Source organism: Proteus sp. GOKU, from assembly GCF_015475555.1.
GTDB lineage: Bacteria > Pseudomonadota > Gammaproteobacteria > Enterobacterales > Enterobacteriaceae > Proteus > Proteus mirabilis_B.
This window is the reverse complement of record NZ_CP034105.1, coordinates 3,375,868-3,396,782: the sequence shown is the minus strand read 5'-3', so window position 1 is coordinate 3,396,782 and position 20,915 is coordinate 3,375,868. Positions and strand designations below refer to the sequence as shown.

At 38.8% G+C, this 20,915-nt stretch carries 17 protein-coding genes, 1 pseudogene and 1 riboswitch; of the genes and pseudogenes, 14 read left to right on the top strand and 4 right to left on the bottom strand.

Features of this window, described 5'->3' with window-relative positions:
• The first annotated feature begins 68 nt into the window (after positions 1-68).
• Together EHE21_RS15550 and EHE21_RS15545 are read left to right on the top strand one after the other, a co-directional pair.
• Complete coding sequence (locus EHE21_RS15550; protein WP_194951166.1) at positions 69-1,697, top strand: alpha-glucoside-specific PTS transporter subunit IIBC; 1,629 nt, start codon at positions 69-71, stop codon at positions 1,695-1,697.
• Positions 1,697-3,019: a 6-phospho-alpha-glucosidase gene (locus tag EHE21_RS15545; RefSeq protein WP_088494643.1), complete on the top strand. Its 1,323-nt coding sequence runs from the start codon at positions 1,697-1,699 to the stop codon at positions 3,017-3,019. Before EHE21_RS15550 ends, EHE21_RS15545 begins: the two co-directional genes overlap by 1 nt.
• A gap of 98 nt (positions 3,020-3,117) precedes the next feature.
• On the opposite strand, the gene ubiK is transcribed toward EHE21_RS15545, so the two are convergent.
• Entirely contained in the window at positions 3,118-3,438 is a 321-nt protein-coding gene (ubiK, locus tag EHE21_RS15540; protein ID WP_088494644.1) for a ubiquinone biosynthesis accessory factor UbiK, read from the bottom strand.
• 202 nt (positions 3,439-3,640) lie between these two features.
• A riboswitch (FMN riboswitch) is annotated at positions 3,641-3,800 on the top strand.
• 124 nt (positions 3,801-3,924) lie between these two features.
• On the opposite strand from ubiK, the gene ribB reads away from it, so the two are divergent.
• The 4 genes from ribB (at position 3,925) to EHE21_RS15520 (ending at position 6,690) form a co-directional block, all read left to right on the top strand.
• The gene (gene ribB / locus EHE21_RS15535; RefSeq protein ID WP_023582768.1) at positions 3,925-4,578 is read left to right on the top strand and encodes a 3,4-dihydroxy-2-butanone-4-phosphate synthase; all 654 of its coding nucleotides are present in this window, start codon (positions 3,925-3,927) and stop codon (positions 4,576-4,578) included.
• A 176-nt stretch (positions 4,579-4,754) separates the two neighbouring features.
• Complete coding sequence (ygiD, locus tag EHE21_RS15530) at positions 4,755-5,540, top strand: 4,5-DOPA dioxygenase extradiol (protein WP_194951165.1); 786 nt, start codon at positions 4,755-4,757, stop codon at positions 5,538-5,540.
• A gap of 307 nt (positions 5,541-5,847) precedes the next feature.
• Positions 5,848-6,072 carry a hypothetical protein gene (locus EHE21_RS15525; protein ID WP_072070061.1) on the top strand — a complete coding sequence of 75 codons (225 nt, stop codon included), beginning with the start codon at positions 5,848-5,850 and terminating at the stop codon, positions 6,070-6,072.
• A 60-nt stretch (positions 6,073-6,132) separates the two neighbouring features.
• Positions 6,133-6,690: a helix-turn-helix transcriptional regulator gene (locus EHE21_RS15520; RefSeq protein WP_194951164.1), complete on the top strand. Its 558-nt coding sequence runs from the start codon at positions 6,133-6,135 to the stop codon at positions 6,688-6,690.
• A gap of 65 nt (positions 6,691-6,755) precedes the next feature.
• Here EHE21_RS15520 and EHE21_RS15515 read toward each other — a convergent pair whose 3' ends face one another.
• From EHE21_RS15515 to tolC, 3 genes are all read right to left on the bottom strand, one after another.
• Positions 6,756-7,919 carry a glutathionylspermidine synthase family protein gene (locus EHE21_RS15515; protein ID WP_075672907.1) on the bottom strand — a complete coding sequence of 388 codons (1,164 nt, stop codon included), beginning with the start codon at positions 7,917-7,919 and terminating at the stop codon, positions 6,756-6,758.
• A gap of 9 nt (positions 7,920-7,928) precedes the next feature.
• Positions 7,929-8,657, bottom strand: a complete 729-nt coding sequence (locus EHE21_RS15510; protein WP_072070058.1) for a DUF1190 family protein — start codon at positions 8,655-8,657, stop codon at positions 7,929-7,931.
• Between the two features lie 329 nt (positions 8,658-8,986).
• Positions 8,987-10,384, bottom strand: a complete 1,398-nt coding sequence (gene tolC, locus EHE21_RS15505; protein ID WP_194951163.1) for an outer membrane channel protein TolC — start codon at positions 10,382-10,384, stop codon at positions 8,987-8,989.
• 213 nt (positions 10,385-10,597) lie between these two features.
• Here tolC and nudF point away from each other — a divergent pair, with 213 nt between their 5' ends.
• From nudF to ftsP, 8 genes and pseudogenes are all read left to right on the top strand, one after another.
• Positions 10,598-11,233 carry an ADP-ribose diphosphatase gene (nudF, locus tag EHE21_RS15500; RefSeq protein WP_194951162.1) on the top strand — a complete coding sequence of 212 codons (636 nt, stop codon included), beginning with the start codon at positions 10,598-10,600 and terminating at the stop codon, positions 11,231-11,233.
• Positions 11,234-11,459: 226 nt separating this feature from the next.
• Positions 11,460-12,299: a 3',5'-cyclic-AMP phosphodiesterase gene (cpdA, locus tag EHE21_RS15495; protein WP_098941962.1), complete on the top strand. Its 840-nt coding sequence runs from the start codon at positions 11,460-11,462 to the stop codon at positions 12,297-12,299.
• Positions 12,300-12,302: 3 nt separating this feature from the next.
• Positions 12,303-12,878 (top strand): esterase YqiA, encoded by a 576-nt coding sequence (gene yqiA / locus EHE21_RS15490; RefSeq protein WP_088494652.1) that lies wholly within the window; start codon positions 12,303-12,305, stop codon positions 12,876-12,878.
• Positions 12,879-13,002: 124 nt separating this feature from the next.
• Complete coding sequence (gene parE / locus EHE21_RS15485; protein WP_088494653.1) at positions 13,003-14,898, top strand: DNA topoisomerase IV subunit B; 1,896 nt, start codon at positions 13,003-13,005, stop codon at positions 14,896-14,898.
• Positions 14,899-14,930: 32 nt separating this feature from the next.
• Positions 14,931-17,111, top strand: a pseudogene (parC, locus tag EHE21_RS15480) (DNA topoisomerase IV subunit A); the annotation flags it as partial.
• A 51-nt stretch (positions 17,112-17,162) separates the two neighbouring features.
• Positions 17,163-17,888, top strand: a complete 726-nt coding sequence (locus EHE21_RS19055) for a DNA gyrase C-terminal beta-propeller domain-containing protein (protein WP_412178937.1) — start codon at positions 17,163-17,165, stop codon at positions 17,886-17,888.
• A 64-nt stretch (positions 17,889-17,952) separates the two neighbouring features.
• Entirely contained in the window at positions 17,953-18,702 is a 750-nt protein-coding gene (locus tag EHE21_RS15475) for a 1-acylglycerol-3-phosphate O-acyltransferase (RefSeq protein ID WP_194951160.1), read from the top strand.
• Positions 18,703-19,034: 332 nt separating this feature from the next.
• Positions 19,035-20,456, top strand: coding sequence for a cell division protein FtsP (gene ftsP, locus EHE21_RS15470; protein WP_194951159.1), 1,422 nt, complete (start codon positions 19,035-19,037; stop codon positions 20,454-20,456).
• Positions 20,457-20,915: the final 459 nt, after the last annotated feature.

Below are 20,915 nucleotides of genomic sequence, written 5' to 3'. Positions count from 1 at the left end.
GAATTTACAGAATAAAAATAAATTAAATAGTATGTCGTCCCAGTAGCAGTAAATAAGAGGATATTTTTATGCTCAGTCAAATACAAAGATTTGGTGGAGCCATGTTTACCCCTGTCCTGCTATTTCCTTTTGCAGGTATTGTTGTAGGCATTGCAATTCTATTACAGAATCCATTATTTATTAGTGAAGATTTATTAAGACCTGATAGTTTATTTGCTCAAATTGTTCATATTATTGAAGAGGGTGGATGGACTGTTTTTCGCAATATGCCTCTTATTTTTGCAATTGGTTTACCAATAGGTTTAGCCAAAACAGCACAAGCAAGAGCTTGCCTTGCCGTTATGGTGAGTTTTCTCACTTGGAATTATTTTATTAATGCTATGGGTATTGTTTGGGGAAGTTATTTCGGCGTGGACTTTACAAATGAAGTTGGCGGAAATAGTGGCCTTACAATGATTGCCGGTATTAAAACATTAGATACTAGTATTATTGGTGCAATTATTATTGCTGGTATTGTAACAAGTATACATAACCGTTATTTCGATAAACAGCTTCCTGTATTTCTAGGTATATTTCAGGGAACATCTTATGTTGTATTAATTAGTTTTTTTGTGATGTTACCTTTAGCGTGGATAACATTATTTTTCTGGCCTAAAGTGCAAGTTGGTATTCAATCTTTGCAAGTGTTTATGGTTGAATCAGGCTCTTTAGGTGTTTGGATATATACCTTTCTTGAGCGTATTTTAATTCCTACTGGTTTACATCATTTTATTTATGGACCTTTTATTTTTGGCCCAGCAGTCACTGAACACGGTATTCAAGTTGATTGGGCTCAAAATATGCAATATTTCAGTCAAAGTACACAATCTTTAAAAGAGTTATTTCCTGAAGGTGGCTTTGCGCTACATGGTAATAGCAAAGTTTTTGGCTCTATTGGTATAGCGCTAGCTCTCTATTTTACTGCCGCGCCTAAAAATAGAGCCAAGATTGCGGGTTTACTTATACCTTCTGCATTGACCGCTGTATTTGTGGGAATAACAGAACCTTTAGAATTCACATTTTTATTTATCTCACCGTTATTGTTTGCCATTCATGCCGTGTTAGCCGCCACATTAGCGACAACGCTTTATCACTTTGGGGTTGTTGGAAATATGGGTGGGGGGATCATCGACAATTTTCTTCCTATGAATTGGATCCCAATGTTTCATAACCATTACGGAATGATTATCACGCAAATAGTTATAGGGCTCATTTTTACAATGATTTGGTTTGTGGTGTTTAGAACATTAATTATCAAACTTAATTTAAAAACACCGGGTCGTGAAGAAGATGACGAAGAGATAAAACTTTATAGCAAACAAGACTATAAAAATAAAAAGTCACAAGTTTCAGATAGTTCAAAAACAGCAAAAGAAGATCGCAAACTCGCACTTCCTAAAGGCATTCTTGAAGGCTTAGGGGGAAGTAGAAATATCAAATCCTTAAATAATTGTGCAACACGTTTACGTATTGAAGTGATAGATAACGAAATAGTTGAAACGGATGCTTATTTCAAAGGGCTCGGTGTACATGGTGTGGTGCGTAAAGGCCATGCATTACAAATCATTATCGGGCTACATGTTTCTCAAGTGAGAGACAAAATTGAACAACTTATGAAAGAAGATACACAAAAAATCATCTTGTCGGAGGCTATATAATGAAGAAGTTCTCAGTCGTAATTGCAGGTGGCGGTAGTACATTTACACCCGGTATTATTTTGATGCTACTGGAAAATTTAAAACGTTTTCCATTAAGAGCCATCAAATTTTATGACAATGATGCCGAGCGGCAAGAAACCATTGCTAAAGCTTGTGAAATAATTCTTACTGAAAAGGCACCTGAAATTGAATTTTGCTATACCACAGATCCTAAAACTGCCTTTACGGATGTTGATTTTGTTATGGCGCATATCCGTGTTGGTAAATATCCAATGCGTGAAAAAGATGAAAAAATTCCTTTGCGCCATGGTGTATTAGGACAAGAAACTTGTGGGCCTGGTGGTATTGCTTATGGTATGCGTTCTATTGGGGGAGTCTTAGAGTTGGTTGAATATATGGAAAAATATTCACCAAATGCATGGATGCTAAATTATTCTAACCCTGCTGCAATTGTCGCTGAAGCTACTCGTCGTTTAAAACCTAATGCGAAGATCTTAAATATTTGTGATATGCCAATTGGCATTGAATCACGTATGGCACAAATTGCAGGATTAAAATCACGTAAAGAGATGCGAGTTCGTTACTACGGTTTAAATCATTTTGGCTGGTGGACTCAAGTTGAAGATTTACAGGGGAATGATTTACTGCCTGTGATCCGTAAACATGTTGCTGAACATGGGTATATTCCAAAAGTGGCTGGTGAGCCAGTTGAAGCCAGCTGGAATGATACATTCGGTAAAGCAAAAGATGTGTGGGCATTAGATCCAGCAACAATGCCAAACACTTACTTGAAGTATTATTTATTCCCTGATTATGTTGTTGAGCATTCTGATCCTCATCATACTCGTGCGAATGAAGTGATGGAGCACAGAGAAAAGAATGTGTTCAGCGCTTGTCGTGCCATTACTAATGCAGGTAAATCATCGGCAGGGCATCTTGAGATTGATGAACACGCTTCTTACATTGTCGATCTAGCAACAGCTATTGCGTTTAATACCCAAGAAAGAATGCTACTGATCGTTCCTAACAACGGATCAATTATTAACTTTGATCCTGAGGCGATGGTAGAGATCCCTTGTATTGTCGGAAGTCATGGCCCAGAGCCTTTGGTAATGGGTAAAATTCCATTATTTCAAAAAGGAATGATGAGCCAACAAGTTGCAGTTGAAAAATTAGTGGTAGAAGCGTGGATTGAAAAATCCTATTTAAAACTGTGGCAAGCCATTACGATGTCTAAAACTGTACCAAGTGCGACTGTCGCGAAAGCGATTTTAGATGATTTAATTGAAGCAAATAAAGACTATTGGCCGGAATTAAAATAGTTGCTAATGGATTATTAAGGTTATAAAAAATAACCCTGTGTCTTTGTGAGATACAGGGTTTTTTCTTTATTACTAAAACAAGCAATAAAGTGAATAGATTAAGCCTTATTTTCAGCTTGAGTTTCTACCACAATTTCAACTTCTTCAACTTGGGAAACTTCAATTTGAGGTTTTGCCAGTAGACCAGCTTCTAGCTCATTTAAACGTTGTTCTAAACGATTAAGTTTTTCACGAGTACGTAATAAAACTTGAGTTTGTACATCAAACTCTTCGCGATTGACTAAATCCAACTTGTTTAATTGAGATTGCAGAACAGTGCGGATTTTTTTATCAATGTCATCACCAAAATCTTTAATGCCCTGTGGCAGAACGTTTTGGATTTGGCGCGCGACTTGTTCAAGTTTTTTCGGGTCCAACATGGGATGTCCTCACAAATAAAATAGAAAGCTGAGGCTAAGTGTAATATGAGGACAGAGGGAATAAAACCAGATATCAAGATTATTGTTACTTTTTTATTATAAATAGTTAAATAACCGTATGTCATAAAATGATTATGTGATGAAACAAAGATTGTCGCCGATTGATGATTGCCTCTTATAATTTTAAAGCGTATAGTTTCACCGTTAATCTCAGGGCGGGGTGAAAGTCCCCACCGGCGGTAGATACCTGAATACTTAGGTAAAGCCCGCGAGCGCTTTGTGTTGCCATTGTAATGCAAAGGTCAGCAGATCCAGTGTGATTCTGGAGCCGACAGTTAAAGTCTGGATGGGAGAGAATAAAATAGCATCAGTAGGATCATTGTATCCATTCCTGTTGTTTCTGCTTGTGTATTTATTAAGCAGAGATCCACTCCTAAGACTGCCCTGATTCTGGTAACTTTCATTAATTATTGAGGTTTTTTTACCATGAATCAGACGCTACTTTCCGAATTCGGTAATCCATTTGAGCGTGTTGAACTTGCTCTAGAAGCCCTTCGTGCTGGCAAAGGCGTAATGGTGCTCGATGACGAGAACCGCGAAAATGAAGGCGATATGGTTTTCGCAGCAGAAACGATGACCACAGAACAAATGGCGATGTCTATTCGTCATGGCAGTGGCATTGTTTGTTTATGCATTACAGAAGAACGCCGTCAACAACTTGATTTGCCTATGATGGTGGAAAATAACACCAGTCATTTTCATACGGCATTTACGGTCACGATTGAAGCAGCACAAGGTGTAACAACGGGTGTTTCAGCATCTGATCGTTTAACCACAGTACGTGCAGCGGCTGCTGACAATGCAAAACCAAGTGATTTAAATCGTCCTGGTCACGTATTCCCATTACGTGCTCAACCTGGCGGTGTGTTAACGCGTGGTGGACACACTGAAGCGTCGATTGATTTAGCAACTTTAGCCGGTTTTAAACCTGTTGCAGTGTTATGCGAATTAACAAATGACGATGGCACAATGGCAAGAGCACCAGAAGTAATTACTTTTGCTAAAAAGCACAATATGCCTGTGTTAACTATTGAAGATTTAGTGGCTTATCGTCTTCGTGAGGAGAAAAAAGCTGGCTGAAATTAACATGTTATAAACGACACTGAAAAACACACACACTTATATCAAGCCACTTAAGGAAACTTAGGTGGCTTTTTTCATATTTTTTGAATAACTATTTCATACTTCTTTGACTATATTTCAAGTAAGAAGGCAGTATGCTTATGTGATAAGAACACTCGCCATAAGAGGTGGTTATGGAAACAAAAATGATGCCAGCGCTGTTTATTGGGCATGGTAGTCCAATGAATGTATTAGAAGATAATACATATACTCGCCTCTGGTCAAAATTAGGGGAAACGCTTCCTCAACCTAAAGCGATTTTAGTGATTTCAGCTCATTGGTATACCGATGGGACTTATGTAACAGCAATGTCGCAACCAAAGACAATTCATGATTTCTATGGATTTCCACCAGAGTTATACGCAATAGAATACCCAGCGCGAGGCTCGATAGGCTTAGCCGCACTGATTGAAGATCTTATCGATCCGATTAAATTAAAACTCGATATGGATCAATGGGGATTAGATCATGGGAGTTGGGGAATACTCGAAAAAATGTATCCCAATGCAAATATTCCTGTTGTTCAATTAAGCATTGATGCACGCCAATCAGCACAATGGCATTATGAATTGGGGCAAAAGCTGGTTGAATTACGTAAAGAAGGCGTCTTAATTATTGGTAGCGGTAATATCGTTCACAATTTAAGAATGATGGATTGGCAAAATAGCGATGCGACGCCTTATTCTTGGGCATTAGCCTTTAATGAGACAGTCGAAAACAGCTTACGAAGCGATAATGTGCCAGAAGCGTTATTTACGATTTTATCAACAGAAGAAGGGCGATTAGCGCATCCTACACCCGACCATTTTTTACCTGCGTTGTATCTATTAGGTTTAAAACAAGAGGGTGAAAAGGTAACAGTGCTGAATAATGATATTGTGAATAAATCACTAAGCATGATGACGTTTCAAATTGGATAAAACTACCCAATAGAACCACCCAATAAAACTAATTGATAGAAATAAAAGGCTAAATTCATTTTATAGAATTTGGCCTTTTTTATATTAAATATAATGTATCGACTCATTATATTTCCCTCGTTATTGACCTTTCCAATTTTCTATATAGATATAATAAATATATTTAACTATTTGTTTATATTGATTTTATTTTTATAAAAAGAGAATTCTGATAAGCTTTTTTATCTCTCAATATAAATATTTATTATTGAGATTTTTTGTTGACATTTGTCAACGTTCGATATTAAATTAAGTTTATTGGAGGTTAATGAAGAAACATCCAAATAAGCATATTCAATCTGCTATTGAATATGCTTTAGAGCATGAATGGGTATGGATTGCTTCAGGTAGTCATTCACATACATTTTGTAAACTACGTTGTGGCAATCCAGCTAATGAACATAAAAATCATCAGATAAGTATTTGGTGCACGCCATCAAATATGGAAAATCATGCTAAGCAGATAATAAGAAAGGTTAATCAGTGTTTTTGATCTTTTAGTAAATAAAGCGACTTAGGTCGCTTTTATCGGGATGAATTTAGAGGAATAACGATGCCTTTATTTAATTTTACATTAACATTATCAGGTGTATCGAGTGATATCGATGGATTGGAAGATGCGCTATTTGAAAATGGTTGTAATGATGCTTTAGTCTGTTTTTATGGGAAATCTGTATATTTAGAATTTGATAGAAATGCAAATTCATTAGATGAAGCTATCAGTTCTGCAATAATGAATGTTGAGTTAACAGGGATGAAAATAAGAGTGGAGTCTGTAGATTCTACAATGGTAGGTTTAAGTGACATTGCAGAGCTAACAGGATTAACACGACAGGCAATAGCATTATTAAAAGATGGTTTAAGAGGTGATGGAAATTTCCCTTCACCCATTCAGCGGATAAAAGGTCAATCTCCATTATGGGATTGGTCTGTTGTTGCTGATTGGTTAGAAAAAAATAATCGTTTACATAAATGCCCTGAACTTAGCCAACATGCCAAAATATTGTGTAAATGGAATTTAGCTTTACGAATAAGTAACAATGAAAATAACATTGAATTACAAGATACCGTCGAGAAGATATTGGCGCTAAGAAGACAAATTAACGAGTAAAAATAAAAACACCCCAAAGTTAATTAACTATGAGGTGTTTGAATACAGATATAATCGATTTTAGATCAATCTAAAATAATATGCGGATAGAAGCGGGAGAGATCTTGAGTAATAAGCTCTCTATCTTCTCTAATGCAAATACCTGCGGATTGGTCGTTAACCAGCCAGCTACCAATTAATGTATAACTATCACCAAATTTTGGCAGTGGATGGAAATCTTGAACAATAAAGCCTTCTTCACCGTAAGGGCCATCTGCGACAGCAATATCCTTGCCGTTTTCAACAATACGAATATTTGCACCTTCGCGTGAAAACAGTGGCTTGATAACATAACGCGATAATGAATCAGGCGCTTTACCGTCATAAAAATATGCAGGCAGTAGATTCGGGTGATTAGGGAACATCTCCCAAAGCATTGGTAGTAATGCTTTATTTGAAATAATGCTCTTCCAAGAAGGCTCTAACCAACGAATACCTGCATCAGCCAGTTTAGTTGAGAAGTCTTCGCGGAACATAAATTCCCAAGGGTAAAGCTTAAACATATTGCTGATTATCTGATCTTGCAGATCAGTTAACTCACCACGTTCGCCTAGACCCAGATCTTCAATAAAGACAAAATCAGTCGTTACTTGGGCTTCTTCAGCACAATCTTGTAGATATTGAACTGTACCACGATCTTCTTCAGTATCTTGGCAACAAGACATATGCAGATAACGCATTCCGTATTGATCACGAAGCTCTGCGAATCGATCAATTAATTTCTCTTGAATGCTGTTAAATTGATCGGCATTTTGCGGTAAACGACCTGCATTGACTTGATCTTCAAGCCAGATCCATTGGAAAAAAGCAGATTCATACAGAGAAGTTGGAGTATCTGCATTATTTTCTAACAGTTTTGCCGGACTTTTACCGTCATACGCTAAATCAAGACGTGAATAGAGTGAAGGTTGAGACGATTTCCATGAATCACGCACAAAATCCCAGCAGTGACGCGGGATTTGAAAGCGAGTCAGTAATTCTTCACTATTAGCCACTTTATCAGCGACTTGTAGGCACATCTGATGCAACTCTTCTGTCGTTTCTTCTAACGTTTCAACCTCTTCCATTGAGAATTGATAATAAGCATCTTCAGACCAATAAGGCTCGCCATACATTGTATGAAAGTTAAAGCCAAATTCCGTTGCTTTTTCACGCCAATCCGGGCGTTCAATGATATTTTCACGTTTCATGGTTTTTAATTAACCACCTGAACGGTAAGAAGATGAACCGGTTGAGCTACGGTTATTATTTGTTGCACTGGTACGTTGAGCAGCTGCTTGTCTTGAAACCGTATTACCAAAGCCACCACGAGTTACCGTTGAGGTTGTTGATGGTTTTGGTGTCATCGCTGTTTTTGGTACGTTCATTTGACGACCGCCAACCGCAGGGCCGTAGTTACGACCTGTTGCATCCACAAATTTACCATTTGCAGGGCTTGTTGGGTTACGCGAACTAAACAGAGGTTGTGCTGGCGCACCGCCACCCATTAAGCGACCCATCATATAACCCGCCATTAATGGCATAAAGAAGCTACCACCGGAGTTAGCTTGAGCCATTTGTGAGCTGTCTGGGCTTAAATTATTGGCATTTTCAGTACTAACAGGCTGTCCATCAATAGACGCTGTTTGAGTACATTGCGCATCACCGAATTCAGCTACGCAGTCTTCTAATGTTGCGTATTTAGGTGCGGTACGCTGTGCTTCTTGCAATGCAGTGCGATAAGAGTCTTCACACTGTGCTGCTTGTGAAGGATTCGCTTGAGCACATTCTTGTGCATTCATATACAGTGAAACTGTCTCATCGCTCTCTTCACATCCTGAAAGCGCGAATACAGCAGTGATGGCGATTGCAACAGGCGCCAGACGATAAGGACGAAATGCTTTACGGAAAGCATCACGATTAATCGATTTGGTACGTTTCATTGGCATATTGATAAGATCCATAAAAGGTAAAACGTTCAAAATAAAAGCTAGGATAGGTTAAATAGTCTAGAAAATAAATAAGAAACGCCTAATCATCAGGGATAACCAGAAATTTGTGATCTTTATAAGGTTAAGGGTAATGAAATTAGGTAAATCCTCTCTTTTTAACCTAATTGTAATTAAGGTATTTGTTAATACAAGAATATAGATATTGTTGAGATCTTAATTTAATCCATAACACAATATCTTATGTGAAGAGAAAGCATAAAAAAAACCGCTTATCAGTTTATCGCTGAAAGCGGTTTTTTATAAGTGACTAACTTCTTAATTTACAATTAAGGCGCAACGTTAAGAGCAGGGCTTGTTAACGGGCGGATAATGCTGTCTGGTGAAGTAGAAATTTCTGCACCCAGTGCATTATTTAACTGAATTAAGTCATTTTCATTTAATGTGCCGCGAGCATATTCAATATTTAATTGGTTAATTAAATAGTCATAACGCGCGTTAGATAATTTCTGTTTTGCATCATAAAGTGTTGTTGTGGCATTCAACACATCAACAATAGTACGAGTACCCACTTGGTAACCCGCTTCAGTTGCATCTAATGAACTTTGCGCAGAAACAACGACTTGTTGATACGCTTTAATGCTACTGATTGACGCAGAAATATTGTTATAAGAAGAACGAGCGATTTGGACAATCGAACGATAAACCGATTCTAATTGTTCGCTTGCACTAGTAAAACCATATTGTGCTTGTTCAACTTGTGAGCTTGTTCTGCCACCAGTATACAGAGGGATACTAACAGACAAACCAATACTATTTTGACCATTGTAACTATTGCGACTATTACCTGCTGTTGCTGGAGGTAATGCGCTGCCGTGACTATGGCTATTTGATACGCCAGTTGATGCATTTAAATCTACTGTTGGTAAGTGACCTGATTGCGCTAAGCGAATATTTTCGCGCGCTAAATCTTGACCTAAACGTGCACTTAATAAACTTAAGTTACGCTCTTCAGCATCTTTTAGCAGTTTCTCAATAGAGTCTGGTGAGGTTGTTGAAAAACGAGCAATATTGAGTGAGGCAAGATTAATGTAATAGATACCACTTACTTGGCGTAGTTTTTCTAATGCATTATCTAATTGATTTCGACCAGCTACTTCTTGTGCCAGTACGCTATCGTAATTTGCACGCGCATTTTGTACGTCAGTAATTGCCACTAAACCTACGTTAAAACGTTGAGTTGTTTGATCTAACTGACGGTAAACTTGTTCTTTTTGCGCTTCAATAAATGACAGTGAATCGATAGCACGCAAAACATCAAAGTAAGCGGTCGCGGTATCTAAAATCAGTTTTTGCTGACTTGTTTGATAAGTCACATCGCTCATGCCCGCTGTTTTTTCTTGAATGTTTAATTGGCGCCATAAAGCCATGTTAAACACACTTTGAGTCAGCGTTAAATTTGCACCAATAGAATTGGATTCGGTATCTCTTGCATCACGGTAGCCGCTTTTATAATCTGCAGATGCACCTAATCCTAATTGTGGTAATAATGAGCCACGAGCTTCATTAATTTTTTCAAAAGCTTGATTTCGTTCAGCTAATGATTTGCGTAACTCAGGGTTACTGTCCTTTGCTTTTTGATAAACTTGGAGCAGATCCTCAGCCTGACTTGCAGTGCTGAATCCTGCCAAACTCATCGTGACCAAAAGAGAGAGCAGTTTTTTCATTTTAATTCCTTGTTGCAACAGTTTCGCTGAGTTGCCTCTGTTAATCTTGATTGGGGATAATTCTAGCAGATTGTTTCCCTAAGTAGGGGTAGCCATTTGTGCCATATCCTTTTATTTTAGATTAACTTTACATGAATTGTTGGCAAATTTCTTTAAATCTGTATTAAACGTAAGCAATAAAAAGACTCTTAAATGTAACTTAAGGAACATTGTATGAAGAAAAGGGAAAATACACCATTTTTATACGGTCGTGAAGATGTGAAATTGCTCAGTCAAAGAGATTTATATAAAGGCTTTTTTCGCATGACCGAATATCGCTTTAAACATCGCCTTTTTGAAGGAGGATGGAGTGAAGAGGTTAAACGTGAGGTTTTTGAACGAGGCAATGCTGGTGTTTTGCTCGCTTATGATCCTAAACGTGATGAAGTGGTGTTAATTGAGCAAATTCGTATTCCTGCGTATGAAACCAGCGAGACACCTTGGTTGCTTGAAGTGGTTGCGGGTATGGTCGAACAAGGGGAAAGCCCTGAAGATGTTGTTAGACGGGAAGCCCAAGAAGAAGCAGGGGTTGTTGTTGGACGATGTGAACCTATTGTGAGTTATCTTTCAAGTCCCGGCGGTACGAGTGAAAGAATGCATGTCTATGTTGGCGAAGTTGATGCAACAACGGCAAAAGGTATTCATGGATTAGCGTGTGAGAACGAAGATATTCGTGTTCATGTCGTGAGCCGAGAACAAGCCTATCGTTGGGTTGAAGAAGGCGTTATTGATAATGCAGCATCTGTTATCGCGCTTCAATGGTTACAACTTCATCATATTGCATTAAGAGAGCGTTGGTCAGTAATTTAATACACTAATCAATCTTTAAAGGATGTTTTTAGTAATATTATCAAGTAGAGTAACTATCTCTAAGTGTACGATATCAAATGAATTAAATTATAAAATGAAGTGAAAAAAACGTGATTGAAAGCGAGAATATTTCTCACTAATCTTTTGAAATGTGTATTGGTTGGCAGATCTTTACTACGAAAATACGTTAACATAACGGCTAATGAGAGTGAAACAAGGAAACCTTTTGGAAAGCCAGCTTGAATTATCGGTGAAACACAAAAACACCGTAAGAATATTACAAATCACAGACACCCACCTCTTTGCTAATGTGGAAGACACTCTGCTGGGCATTAATACCTATCGTAGCTACCATGCGGTATTAAATGCGATTAGAGAGCAGGGTCTTGATGTTGACTTGATTGTTGCGACAGGTGATTTAGTTCAAGATCAAACCTTTGAAGCTTATCAGCATTTTGCTGATGGTATTGCGACGCTAACACCTCCTTGTGTTTGGTTGCCGGGGAATCATGACTATCAACCTGCGATGATTGATGCTTTAAATCAGGCAGGAATTTTGTCAGCTAAACAAGTGTTGATTGGTGATAATTGGCAAATGCTATTATTAGATAGCCAAATTCAAGGTGTTCCTCATGGTGAGTTATCAGATTGTCAGTTAGATTGGCTAACACGCTGCCTTGAAAGTCAAAAGCACAGAGATACGATTATCTTGTTGCATCATCATCCTATGCCTTCAGGGTGTACATGGTTAGATCAACACAGTTTAAGAAATTCTCAAGAATTGGCTGAGCGTTTAAAAGATCACTCTCAAGTAAAAATGATGCTTTGTGGCCATATTCACCAAGAAATGGATGAAATGTGGAATGGTATTCGTTTGTTGGCGACACCTTCTACGTGTATTCAATTTCGCCCTCATTGTACAAATTTTACATTAGATACTGTTTCTCCGGGCTGGCGCTATTTGGAAATGTCACTTTCATCTGATGAGAAGGGCAAAATTGACACACAGGTTTATCGTTTAGCGGGTACTGAGTTTTGTCCTGATCTTGATGCGGATGGCTATTAAGTTATGCCTCGTATTCTTTACTTACATGGCTTTAATAGCTCACCTAAATCAGCAAAGGCGCAGGCTTTTCGCCAATGGCTTGAAGTGACTCATCCTGAAATTGAATTGTTAGTTCCTCAATTGCCACCCTACCCTCAAGAAGCCGCTCAGTTAATTGAAACGTTAGTTAAAGAGAGTGCCGATGACAAACTTGGATTAATTGGCTCATCATTAGGAGGCTATTTATCTATTTGGTTATCTCAACGTTTTAACTTACCTGCGGTTGTTGTTAATCCTGCGATACGACCGTTCGATCTTTTGCAAGACTTCTTGGGGGAGAACGAAAATCCTTATACACATCAAAAATATAAGCTAGAACCTCATCATATGGATGAGCTGCTTGCTTTGCGTATTCCCACAATCACATCACCTGAACTTATTTGGTTGCTTCAACAAACTGGAGATGAAATACTTGATTATCGTCAAGCTGTCTCATATCTTGGCGCGTGTAGGCAAACCATAGAATCGGATGGAAACCATGCTTTTGTGGGTTTTGAACGTTTTTTTCCGAAAATTATTCAATTTTTAAAGATAATTTAGCCTTTCGGTCGATTAACCTGTAAAACGTAGGTTGATGTATCTAGCCGAAAATTAATATCATATTGCCGCCAACACCTGTTATTATAAACAGTATTTTTCTAACAGCGAACCGCAGATTAAAACAATGACTCAATCAAGTTATAACGCAAAGGATATTGAGGTTCTTAATGGTCTAGAGCCTGTACGTCGCCGTCCGGGGATGTATACAGATACAACAAGACCGAACCATTTGGCACAGGAAGTGATAGATAATAGCGTGGACGAGGCGCTTGCGGGACACGCATCGAAGGTCGATGTCATTTTATATGAAGATCAATCTATCGAAGTTATCGATAACGGGCGAGGAATGCCCGTCGATATTCACCCTGAACTTAAAGTCTCTGCTATCGAGTTAATCCTAGCTCACCTCCACGCCGGAGGAAAATTCTCTAATAAAAACTATCAATTTTCTGGCGGGTTGCATGGTGTGGGGATCTCGGTTGTTAACGCCCTTTCAAAGCGTATTGAAGTAACTGTTCGTCGTGATGGCAAAATTTACCAAATTGCCTTTGAAAATGGCGATAAAGTTGAAGAGTTACACGAAATTGGCACCTGTGCAAAACGAGACACAGGAACGAGTGTACATTTTTGGCCTGATGGCTCTTATTTTGATGTTCCTCGTTTTTCGTCTAAAAGTTTATCTCACGTATTGAAAGCCAAAGCGGTACTGTGCCCGGGCGTTAATGTTTCTTTTGTTGATAAAGTAAATAACACCCAAGAGAACTGGTGCTACGCTGATGGTTTAACCGATTATTTAAGTGAAGCTGTTGCTGAATTTGTTCGCCTTCCTGAAGAGCCGTTTACTGGCAAATTTGAAGGTGATAATGAAGCCGTTGAGTGGTCTATGTTATGGCTGCCTGAAGGTGGCGATCTACTCACTGAAAGCTATGTTAACTTAATTCCAACGGTACAAGGTGGTACACACGTAAATGGTTTACGCCAAGGCGTGTTAGATGCCATGCGTGAATTTTGCGAATTCCGTAATTTACTACCAAGAGGCCTTAAGTTAACTGCCGATGATACATGGGAGCGTTGTGCTTATGTATTATCAGTGAAAATGCAAGATCCTCAATTTGCAGGGCAGACTAAAGAGCGACTCTCCTCAAGACAAACCAGTGCGTTTGTTGCAAATGCAGTAAAAAATGCTTTTAGCTTATGGCTAAATCAGAATGTTCAAATCGGTGAATTACTTGCCGAAATGGCAATTAGTAGTGCCCAACGTCGTATGCGAGCCGCTAAAAAAGTAGTGAGAAAGAAACTCACTTCAGGGCCAGCATTGCCGGGTAAATTGGCTGATTGTACTTCTCAAGATTTACGTTATACCGAACTGTTTTTAGTTGAAGGGGACTCTGCGGGAGGCTCAGCTAAACAAGCGCGAGATCGTGAATATCAAGCGATTATGCCTCTGCGCGGTAAGATCTTAAATACATGGGAAGTTTCTTCAGATGAAGTGCTAGCGTCACAAGAAGTCCATGATATTTCCGTAGCGATTGGTATGGACCCTGATAGTGATGACTTAAGCCAATTACGTTACGGTAAAGTTTGTATCCTTGCGGATGCTGACTCAGATGGTTTACATATCGCAACCTTGCTGTGTGCTTTATTTGTGCGCCATTTCCCTGCTCTTGTTAAGGAAGGGCACGTTTATATGGCGATGCCACCACTTTACCGTATCGATTTAGGTAAAGAAGTTCATTATGCCCTTGATGAATCAGAAAAAAATGCCATTTTACAACGACTAAGCCGTAAAAAAGGAAAACCTAACGTACAGCGCTTCAAAGGATTGGGTGAGATGAACCCACTTCAACTGCGTGAAACAACGCTTGATCCTAATACGCGTCGTTTAGTGCAATTGGTGATTGATGATGAGAATTATCAAGAAACCCTAGGCATGATGGATATGTTGTTAGCGAAGAAACGCTCTGAAGATCGCCGAAATTGGTTACAAGAAAAAGGCGATGAAGTTGATATCGAAGTGTAATGGATACCACAAGAGTCTGAGGAAAAAATTGAATGAGTGAATTGACTCATGATGGTGTAGAGCGCCAACCGCTCCACTTATTTACAGAAAATGCCTATCTCAACTACTCCATGTACGTCATTATGGATCGTGCATTGCCTTTTATTGGAGATGGGCTAAAACCTGTGCAACGTCGTATTGTTTATGCGATGTCAGAGCTAGGTTTAAGCAATAGCGCCAAATTTAAAAAATCAGCCCGTACTGTTGGTGACGTGCTAGGTAAATATCACCCACATGGTGATAGCGCATGTTATGAAGCTATGGTGCTGATGGCTCAGCCATTCTCTTACCGTTATCCATTAATTGATGGGCAAGGTAACTGGGGGGCTCCGGATGATCCGAAATCTTTCGCCGCGATGCGTTATACCGAATCACGCCTTTCTAAATATTCACAAACATTATTGAGTGAATTAGGACACGGTACGGTAGATTGGATCCCTAACTTTGACGGCACGATGCAAGAGCCGAAAATGTTGCCTGCACGCTTACCTAATATTGTGCTTAATGGTACAACCGGTATTGCTGTTGGGATGGCAACAGATATTCCGCCACACAATGCGCGTGAAGTAGGACAAGCTTTAGTGATGCTTTTAGATAATCCTGATGCGGGATTATCTGATGTGATGCAATATGTTCAAGGCCCTGATTATCCGACTGAAGCTGAAATTATTACCGCTCAAGACGATATCAAAAAGATTTATAAAACAGGGCGTGGCTCTGTCAGAATGAGGGCTGTGTGGCAGAAAGAAGAAGGATGTGCGGTGATCACTGCATTACCTCATCAAGTTTCTGGCGCTAAAGTACTTGAGCAAATTGCCGCATTAATGCGTGCCAAAAAACTACCTTTAGTTGAAGATTTGCGTGATGAATCTGATCATGAAAATCCAACTAGGCTTGTTATTGTTCCTCGTAGTAATCGCGTCGATTTAGAACAAGTGATGTACTACTTGTTTGTGAATACTGATTTAGAGAAAAGTTATCGCGTTAACCTCAATATGATTGGGTTAGATAACCGTCCGGCAGTAAAAGGGTTACTGACTATTTTAAATGAGTGGTTAGTTTATCGTCGCCAAACAGTCACAAACCGCTTAAATCACCGTTTAGAGAAAGTTTTACGTCGCTTAGAAATTCTCAAAGGTTTATTAATTGCTTATCTCAATATTGATGAAGTGATTGAAATTATCCGTCATGAAGATGAGCCAAAAGCAGAATTAATGCGCCGCTTTGAGTTATCTGATATTCAAGCCGAAGCTATTTTAGAGTTACGTTTACGTCATTTAGCCAAGCTTGAAGAGATGAAACTAAAAGGCGAAAGTGATGAGCTTGAAAAAGAACGCGATAGCATTGAGAAGTTGTTAAGTTCACCACGTCGTTTAAATACTTTACTGAAAAAAGAAATTGAAGCCGACGCAAAAGAATTTGGTGATGATCGTCGTTCGCCAATCCGTCCTCAAGAAGAGGCGAAAGTGGTAAATGAACAAGATATGTTGCCATCAGAGCCTGTCACCATTGTATTGTCTGAAATGGGTTGGGTACGTAATGCGAAAGGACATGATATTGATCCTAGTGGCATGAGTTATCGTGCAGGGGATAGTTATCACAGTGCAGTACGTGGTATGAGTAATCAGCCTGTTCTATTCCTTGATTCTACGGGACGTAGCTATACCCTAAGCCCAAATGATATGCCTTCAGGACGTAGCCAAGGCGAACCATTAACAGGCAAGTTAACTTTCCCACCTGATGCCAGCGTGAAATACATGTTAGCGGGAAGTGCGGGGCAAGAGTATTTACTGGCGACAAAAGAAGGTTATGGTTCTGTTCTCTCTTACGATGAGATGGAAACAAAGAATAAGACAGGTAAAGGGCTACTGACGGTTTCTGAAGAGACTGAATTATTAGCACCGTTCTTAGTTGATCCTCAGAAGAAAAATGAGCAACACTGGTTTATTATCATCACTGATAAAACACGTATTTTAGCCATTTCAGCAGAACAGCTAAATGAAATGAATAAAAAAGGACGTGGTACACGTCTTGTTGCTTTAGGGAAAGAGCAAGCTGATGTGATTGAACAAATGCTGTTCGCACCTAAAGATGAAGCATTAATCTTTACTGTTGATGGTCAGCAAGAAGTGCTTAAAGCAGAAGAGATCAACTATTTTAGCGGTAATGCGGGTGATGAACCTATTCCGTTAAAACATCTACATCCTGAAGCTGTTACCGTCATTATGTCTGAAAAAGGGCTTATTCGTTGCCAGAAAGGACATAATATTGATGCTAAATCGGCTGGCTTTAAATCCGGTGATGATTATTTTGATGCTGTTGAAGGTATGAGTAACCAACCGGTACACTTGATTGATACAACAGGTCAAAGCTATACCGTTGATGTTGATGTATTACCTTCGGGTCGTAGCAAGGGCGATGCACTAACTGAACGATTAAAAGTTCAGAAAGGTGCGCAATTACGTCATGTTGTTATGGGCGAAAGTACTGATAAGATCTTAATGGCGTCTGATGCAGGTTATGGATTTATTTGTCAGGTTGATGATTTAACTTCTAAAAATAAAGCAGGAAAATCACTACTGACTTTACCTGAAAATGCATTACCATTACCGCCACAACGCTTGAATAATGAGCTCACGGATCTCATTATGATCATTACGAAAGGCGGTAGAATGCTGATTTTTGAAGCGTCAGAATTACCAACGATGGTAAAAGGAAAAGGAAATCAAATGGTTTCTATTCCGGCTTCACAAGCAGCAAGTGGTGAGGATAACGTCGCTTGGTTACGAGTATTACCTGAAAATGCCTCTGTGACACTGCATTTTGGTAAACGTAAAATGACAATGTCGATGAATGAGCTAGTTAGCTTTAAAGCAAAACGTGGACGCCGAGGAACTTCTTTACCTCGCGGTGCTCAAGTTATCGATCATATTGATATTGAAACCAATTAAATCTAATACTTAATTGATATTGAGTGGGTCTGTTGGCCCACTTCTATTTAGGACGCTAAAACTTATGTTAGCCATTATTCGAGGCATCATTGTCATTCTTTACACCATTATAGTGGTGACGTTTGGAATGATTTATTGCATGTTTTCACCAAGAAATCCTAAGCATGTAATGACTTATGGACGCTTATTCGGCAAGTTATCTACTGTTTTTGGTATCAAGCTCGTTGAACGTTTTCCAAAAGAAGCAGAAAGCTATGGCCCAAGTATTTACATCGGAAACCATCAAAACAATTTTGATATGGTGACGATGTCAAATGCAGTACAACCTAATACCGTAACAGTGGGTAAAAAAAGCTTAATTTTTATTCCTTTTTTTGGCCAGCTGTATTGGATAACCGGTAATATTTTGATCGATAGAGCAAATCGCTCTAAAGCACATGGCACTATTTCACAAGTTGCTGATCAAATTAAATCGAAGAAGATTTCAGTGTGGATGTTCCCTGAAGGAACGCGTAGCCGTGGTCGTGGCCTTTTACCGTTTAAAACAGGTGCATTCCATGCCGCCATTCAAGCAGGTGTACCTATTATTCCGGTTTGTGTTTCTACAACGCAGGATAAAATTAAGCTAAACCGTTGGAATAATGGCTACGTTATTGTTGAAATGTTGCCTCCAATTGATGTTTCAAAATACACCAAAGATCAAGTTCGAGAATTAGCAGAAGAATGTCGTCAAATTATGAAAGCGAAAATCGAAGAGCTAGATAAAGAAGTTGAAGAAATGAATAAGCGTGATTTTCCCGGTAAATTAAATTAATACTTATTTGGTTTCTTTGTTCATAACAATATAAGCCTGATTTTCAGGCTTATATTGTTATACTCGTCATACTTCAAGTTACAGCGTTGTTGACTGCGCTCATTCGCACTAGTCATATGCTCCTAGCGACTTATTTACTTGTCGCCTAGCTGCACTTTGAATTATTTAAAACATAGATTATCAACTATTTTTAGGATTTATGTCACATCCGCGCTATTATGCTCCCGTAATTTCATTTAAGTCCTTTTGTCTTTAAATCACAGCAGCTTTTTTCCTGTCACGACATTTTTGATTATGCGATAGGAATATTTGTATTTTGTTGCGGAGAAAGTATGTCATTTAGTCGTCGCCAGTTTATTCAGGCTTCAGGCTTAGCGGTATGTCTGGGCTCAATATCTTCTTCTGTTCGTGCTGAATCAGTCAATGATAAACAATTACCTATACCGCCATTGTTGGAATCTCGCCGTGGTCAGCCTCTTTTTCTGACTTTGCAAAATGTGCATTGGGCATTCAATGGTACGCAAAAAGCGGAAGTTTGGGGGATCAATGGCTCAACACCGGGACCGACAATCAAAGTCAAAAGTGGCGATGATATAAAACTCATTTATAGCAACCGTCTTAATGAAGCAGTATCAATGACGGTGAGCGGTTTATTAGTTCCGGGGACTCAAGTCGGTGGTGCGGCAAGATTAATGTCACCCGGCGCTTATTGGTCGCCAGTATTACCTATTCGTCAGAAAGCAGCAACATGTTGGTATCACGCCAATACTCCCTTTAAAATGGCACCTCATGTTTATAATGGATTGGTGGGAATGTGGATCGTGGAAGATGAAGAGAGCAAATCCCTTCCTCTACCAAAACATTATGGTGTAAATGATTTTCCGATCATTATTCAAGATAAACGGATCGATAATTTTGGTACGCCACAATACGACAAAGAAGCCGCTAGTGATGGTTTTTATGGCGATACACTGTTAGTCAATGGACGTGAAGATCCTTATATTGAAGTCTCAAGAGGATGGATCCGCTTACGTTTAGTCAATGCGTCTAATGCTCGTCGTTATGAACTAACTGCAAATGATGGCCGCTCACTCTACCTTATCGCTTCGGATCAAGGATTATTAACCTCTCCGGTAGAGCTGAAATCAATTCCAATGGCTCCGGGTGAGCGACGTGAAATATTGGTTGATATGTCCGAAGGTGGAGAAGTCACAATTACAGCAGGGCAAAGTGCCGGCTTTATGGATAGGCTCCGTGGTATTTTTGAACCTTCAGATTTACTACGTAACGCCAATGTATTAACCATTAAACCAACTGGATTAATGTCGTTAGTGACAGACAAAGCCCCTGCGCAATTAGCGGTAGATGACACACAGATCACCACCTCTATTCAGCCTAGAACTATTCAATTGCATAACAGTCCTCCGGGAATAAATAATGCTCGTTGGGAGCTTTCACGAATTGATTTAGTGGGTAGACAAAATGGGTGGGAGCGTTGGCTTGTCACCGTACCGACACCGCAACCATTCCATATTGAAGGTGCCCGTTTTAAAGTGATTAACCATAATGGTCAGAAACCTGCACCTGCAGATTTTGGTTGGAAAGATACTGTTTGGATCGAAAACCAAAGTGAATTGCTGGTGGAATTAAAACAGCCTTCTTATTCACATTTCCCTTTCCTTTATTACAGCCAGTTATTAGAAAATGCAGATAAAGGCATGGTAGGACAAATGGAAGTCACACCTTTGGAATAAAAACTGAGTATTAGCACTAATTTAAATTAAAAGAAAAACAGTATTTTTAAAATAAAGATACTGTTTTTTTTATATTAAAAATAATGTGGATTATATTTTTTAGACTAAAGTTAAATAGAGAAAAATATTCTCAAAAACAAATTGTTAATCAATTTGATATTTTTGTTTATTTATTTAAGTTCTCTTTATTAAGTTGATTTAAATATTGTTATTAATGAGGTTAATATTGAAAGAGGTTAATTTTGACTGTTTGTAATATAATAACAAGTGATCTAACTTTGTTTAATCTATCTGTTAATTTGTGATTGCGTAGTCAATCTATCTATTTTTCTGGCATGAAATCATATTTTTGAGATGCTCTTCAAGTAATTATTTCGCTAGAAACTAGAGAATCTCCGCGTCTTTTATTTTTGATCCTTAATTAATGTTATTAAATTTTAATATAACTGAAGGTACAGA

Bases quoted from the DNA above. Each gene is read 5' to 3' on its own strand.
- ftsP (WP_194951159.1), top strand. From the start codon at position 19,035: ATGTCATTTAGTCGTCGCCAGTTTATTCAGGCTTCAGGCTTAGCGGTA.
- ygiD (WP_194951165.1), top strand. From the start codon at position 4,755: ATGGAAACAAAAATGATGCCAGCGCTGTTTATTGGGCATGGTAGTCCA.
- EHE21_RS15545 (WP_088494643.1), top strand. From the start codon at position 1,697: ATGAAGAAGTTCTCAGTCGTAATTGCAGGTGGCGGTAGTACATTTACA.
- yqiA (WP_088494652.1), top strand. From the start codon at position 12,303: ATGCCTCGTATTCTTTACTTACATGGCTTTAATAGCTCACCTAAATCA.
- EHE21_RS15525 (WP_072070061.1), top strand. From the start codon at position 5,848: ATGAAGAAACATCCAAATAAGCATATTCAATCTGCTATTGAATATGCT.
- nudF (WP_194951162.1), top strand. From the start codon at position 10,598: ATGAAGAAAAGGGAAAATACACCATTTTTATACGGTCGTGAAGATGTG.
- tolC (WP_194951163.1), bottom strand. From the start codon at position 10,384: ATGAAAAAACTGCTCTCTCTTTTGGTCACGATGAGTTTGGCAGGATTC.
- EHE21_RS15515 (WP_075672907.1), bottom strand. From the start codon at position 7,919: ATGAAACGTGAAAATATCATTGAACGCCCGGATTGGCGTGAAAAAGCA.
- parE (WP_088494653.1), top strand. From the start codon at position 13,003: ATGACTCAATCAAGTTATAACGCAAAGGATATTGAGGTTCTTAATGGT.
- EHE21_RS15475 (WP_194951160.1), top strand. From the start codon at position 17,953: ATGTTAGCCATTATTCGAGGCATCATTGTCATTCTTTACACCATTATA.
- EHE21_RS19055 (WP_412178937.1), top strand. From the start codon at position 17,163: ATGTCTGAAAAAGGGCTTATTCGTTGCCAGAAAGGACATAATATTGAT.
- EHE21_RS15510 (WP_072070058.1), bottom strand. From the start codon at position 8,657: ATGCCAATGAAACGTACCAAATCGATTAATCGTGATGCTTTCCGTAAA.
- EHE21_RS15520 (WP_194951164.1), top strand. From the start codon at position 6,133: ATGCCTTTATTTAATTTTACATTAACATTATCAGGTGTATCGAGTGAT.
- ribB (WP_023582768.1), top strand. From the start codon at position 3,925: ATGAATCAGACGCTACTTTCCGAATTCGGTAATCCATTTGAGCGTGTT.
- EHE21_RS15550 (WP_194951166.1), top strand. From the start codon at position 69: ATGCTCAGTCAAATACAAAGATTTGGTGGAGCCATGTTTACCCCTGTC.
- ubiK (WP_088494644.1), bottom strand. From the start codon at position 3,438: ATGTTGGACCCGAAAAAACTTGAACAAGTCGCGCGCCAAATCCAAAAC.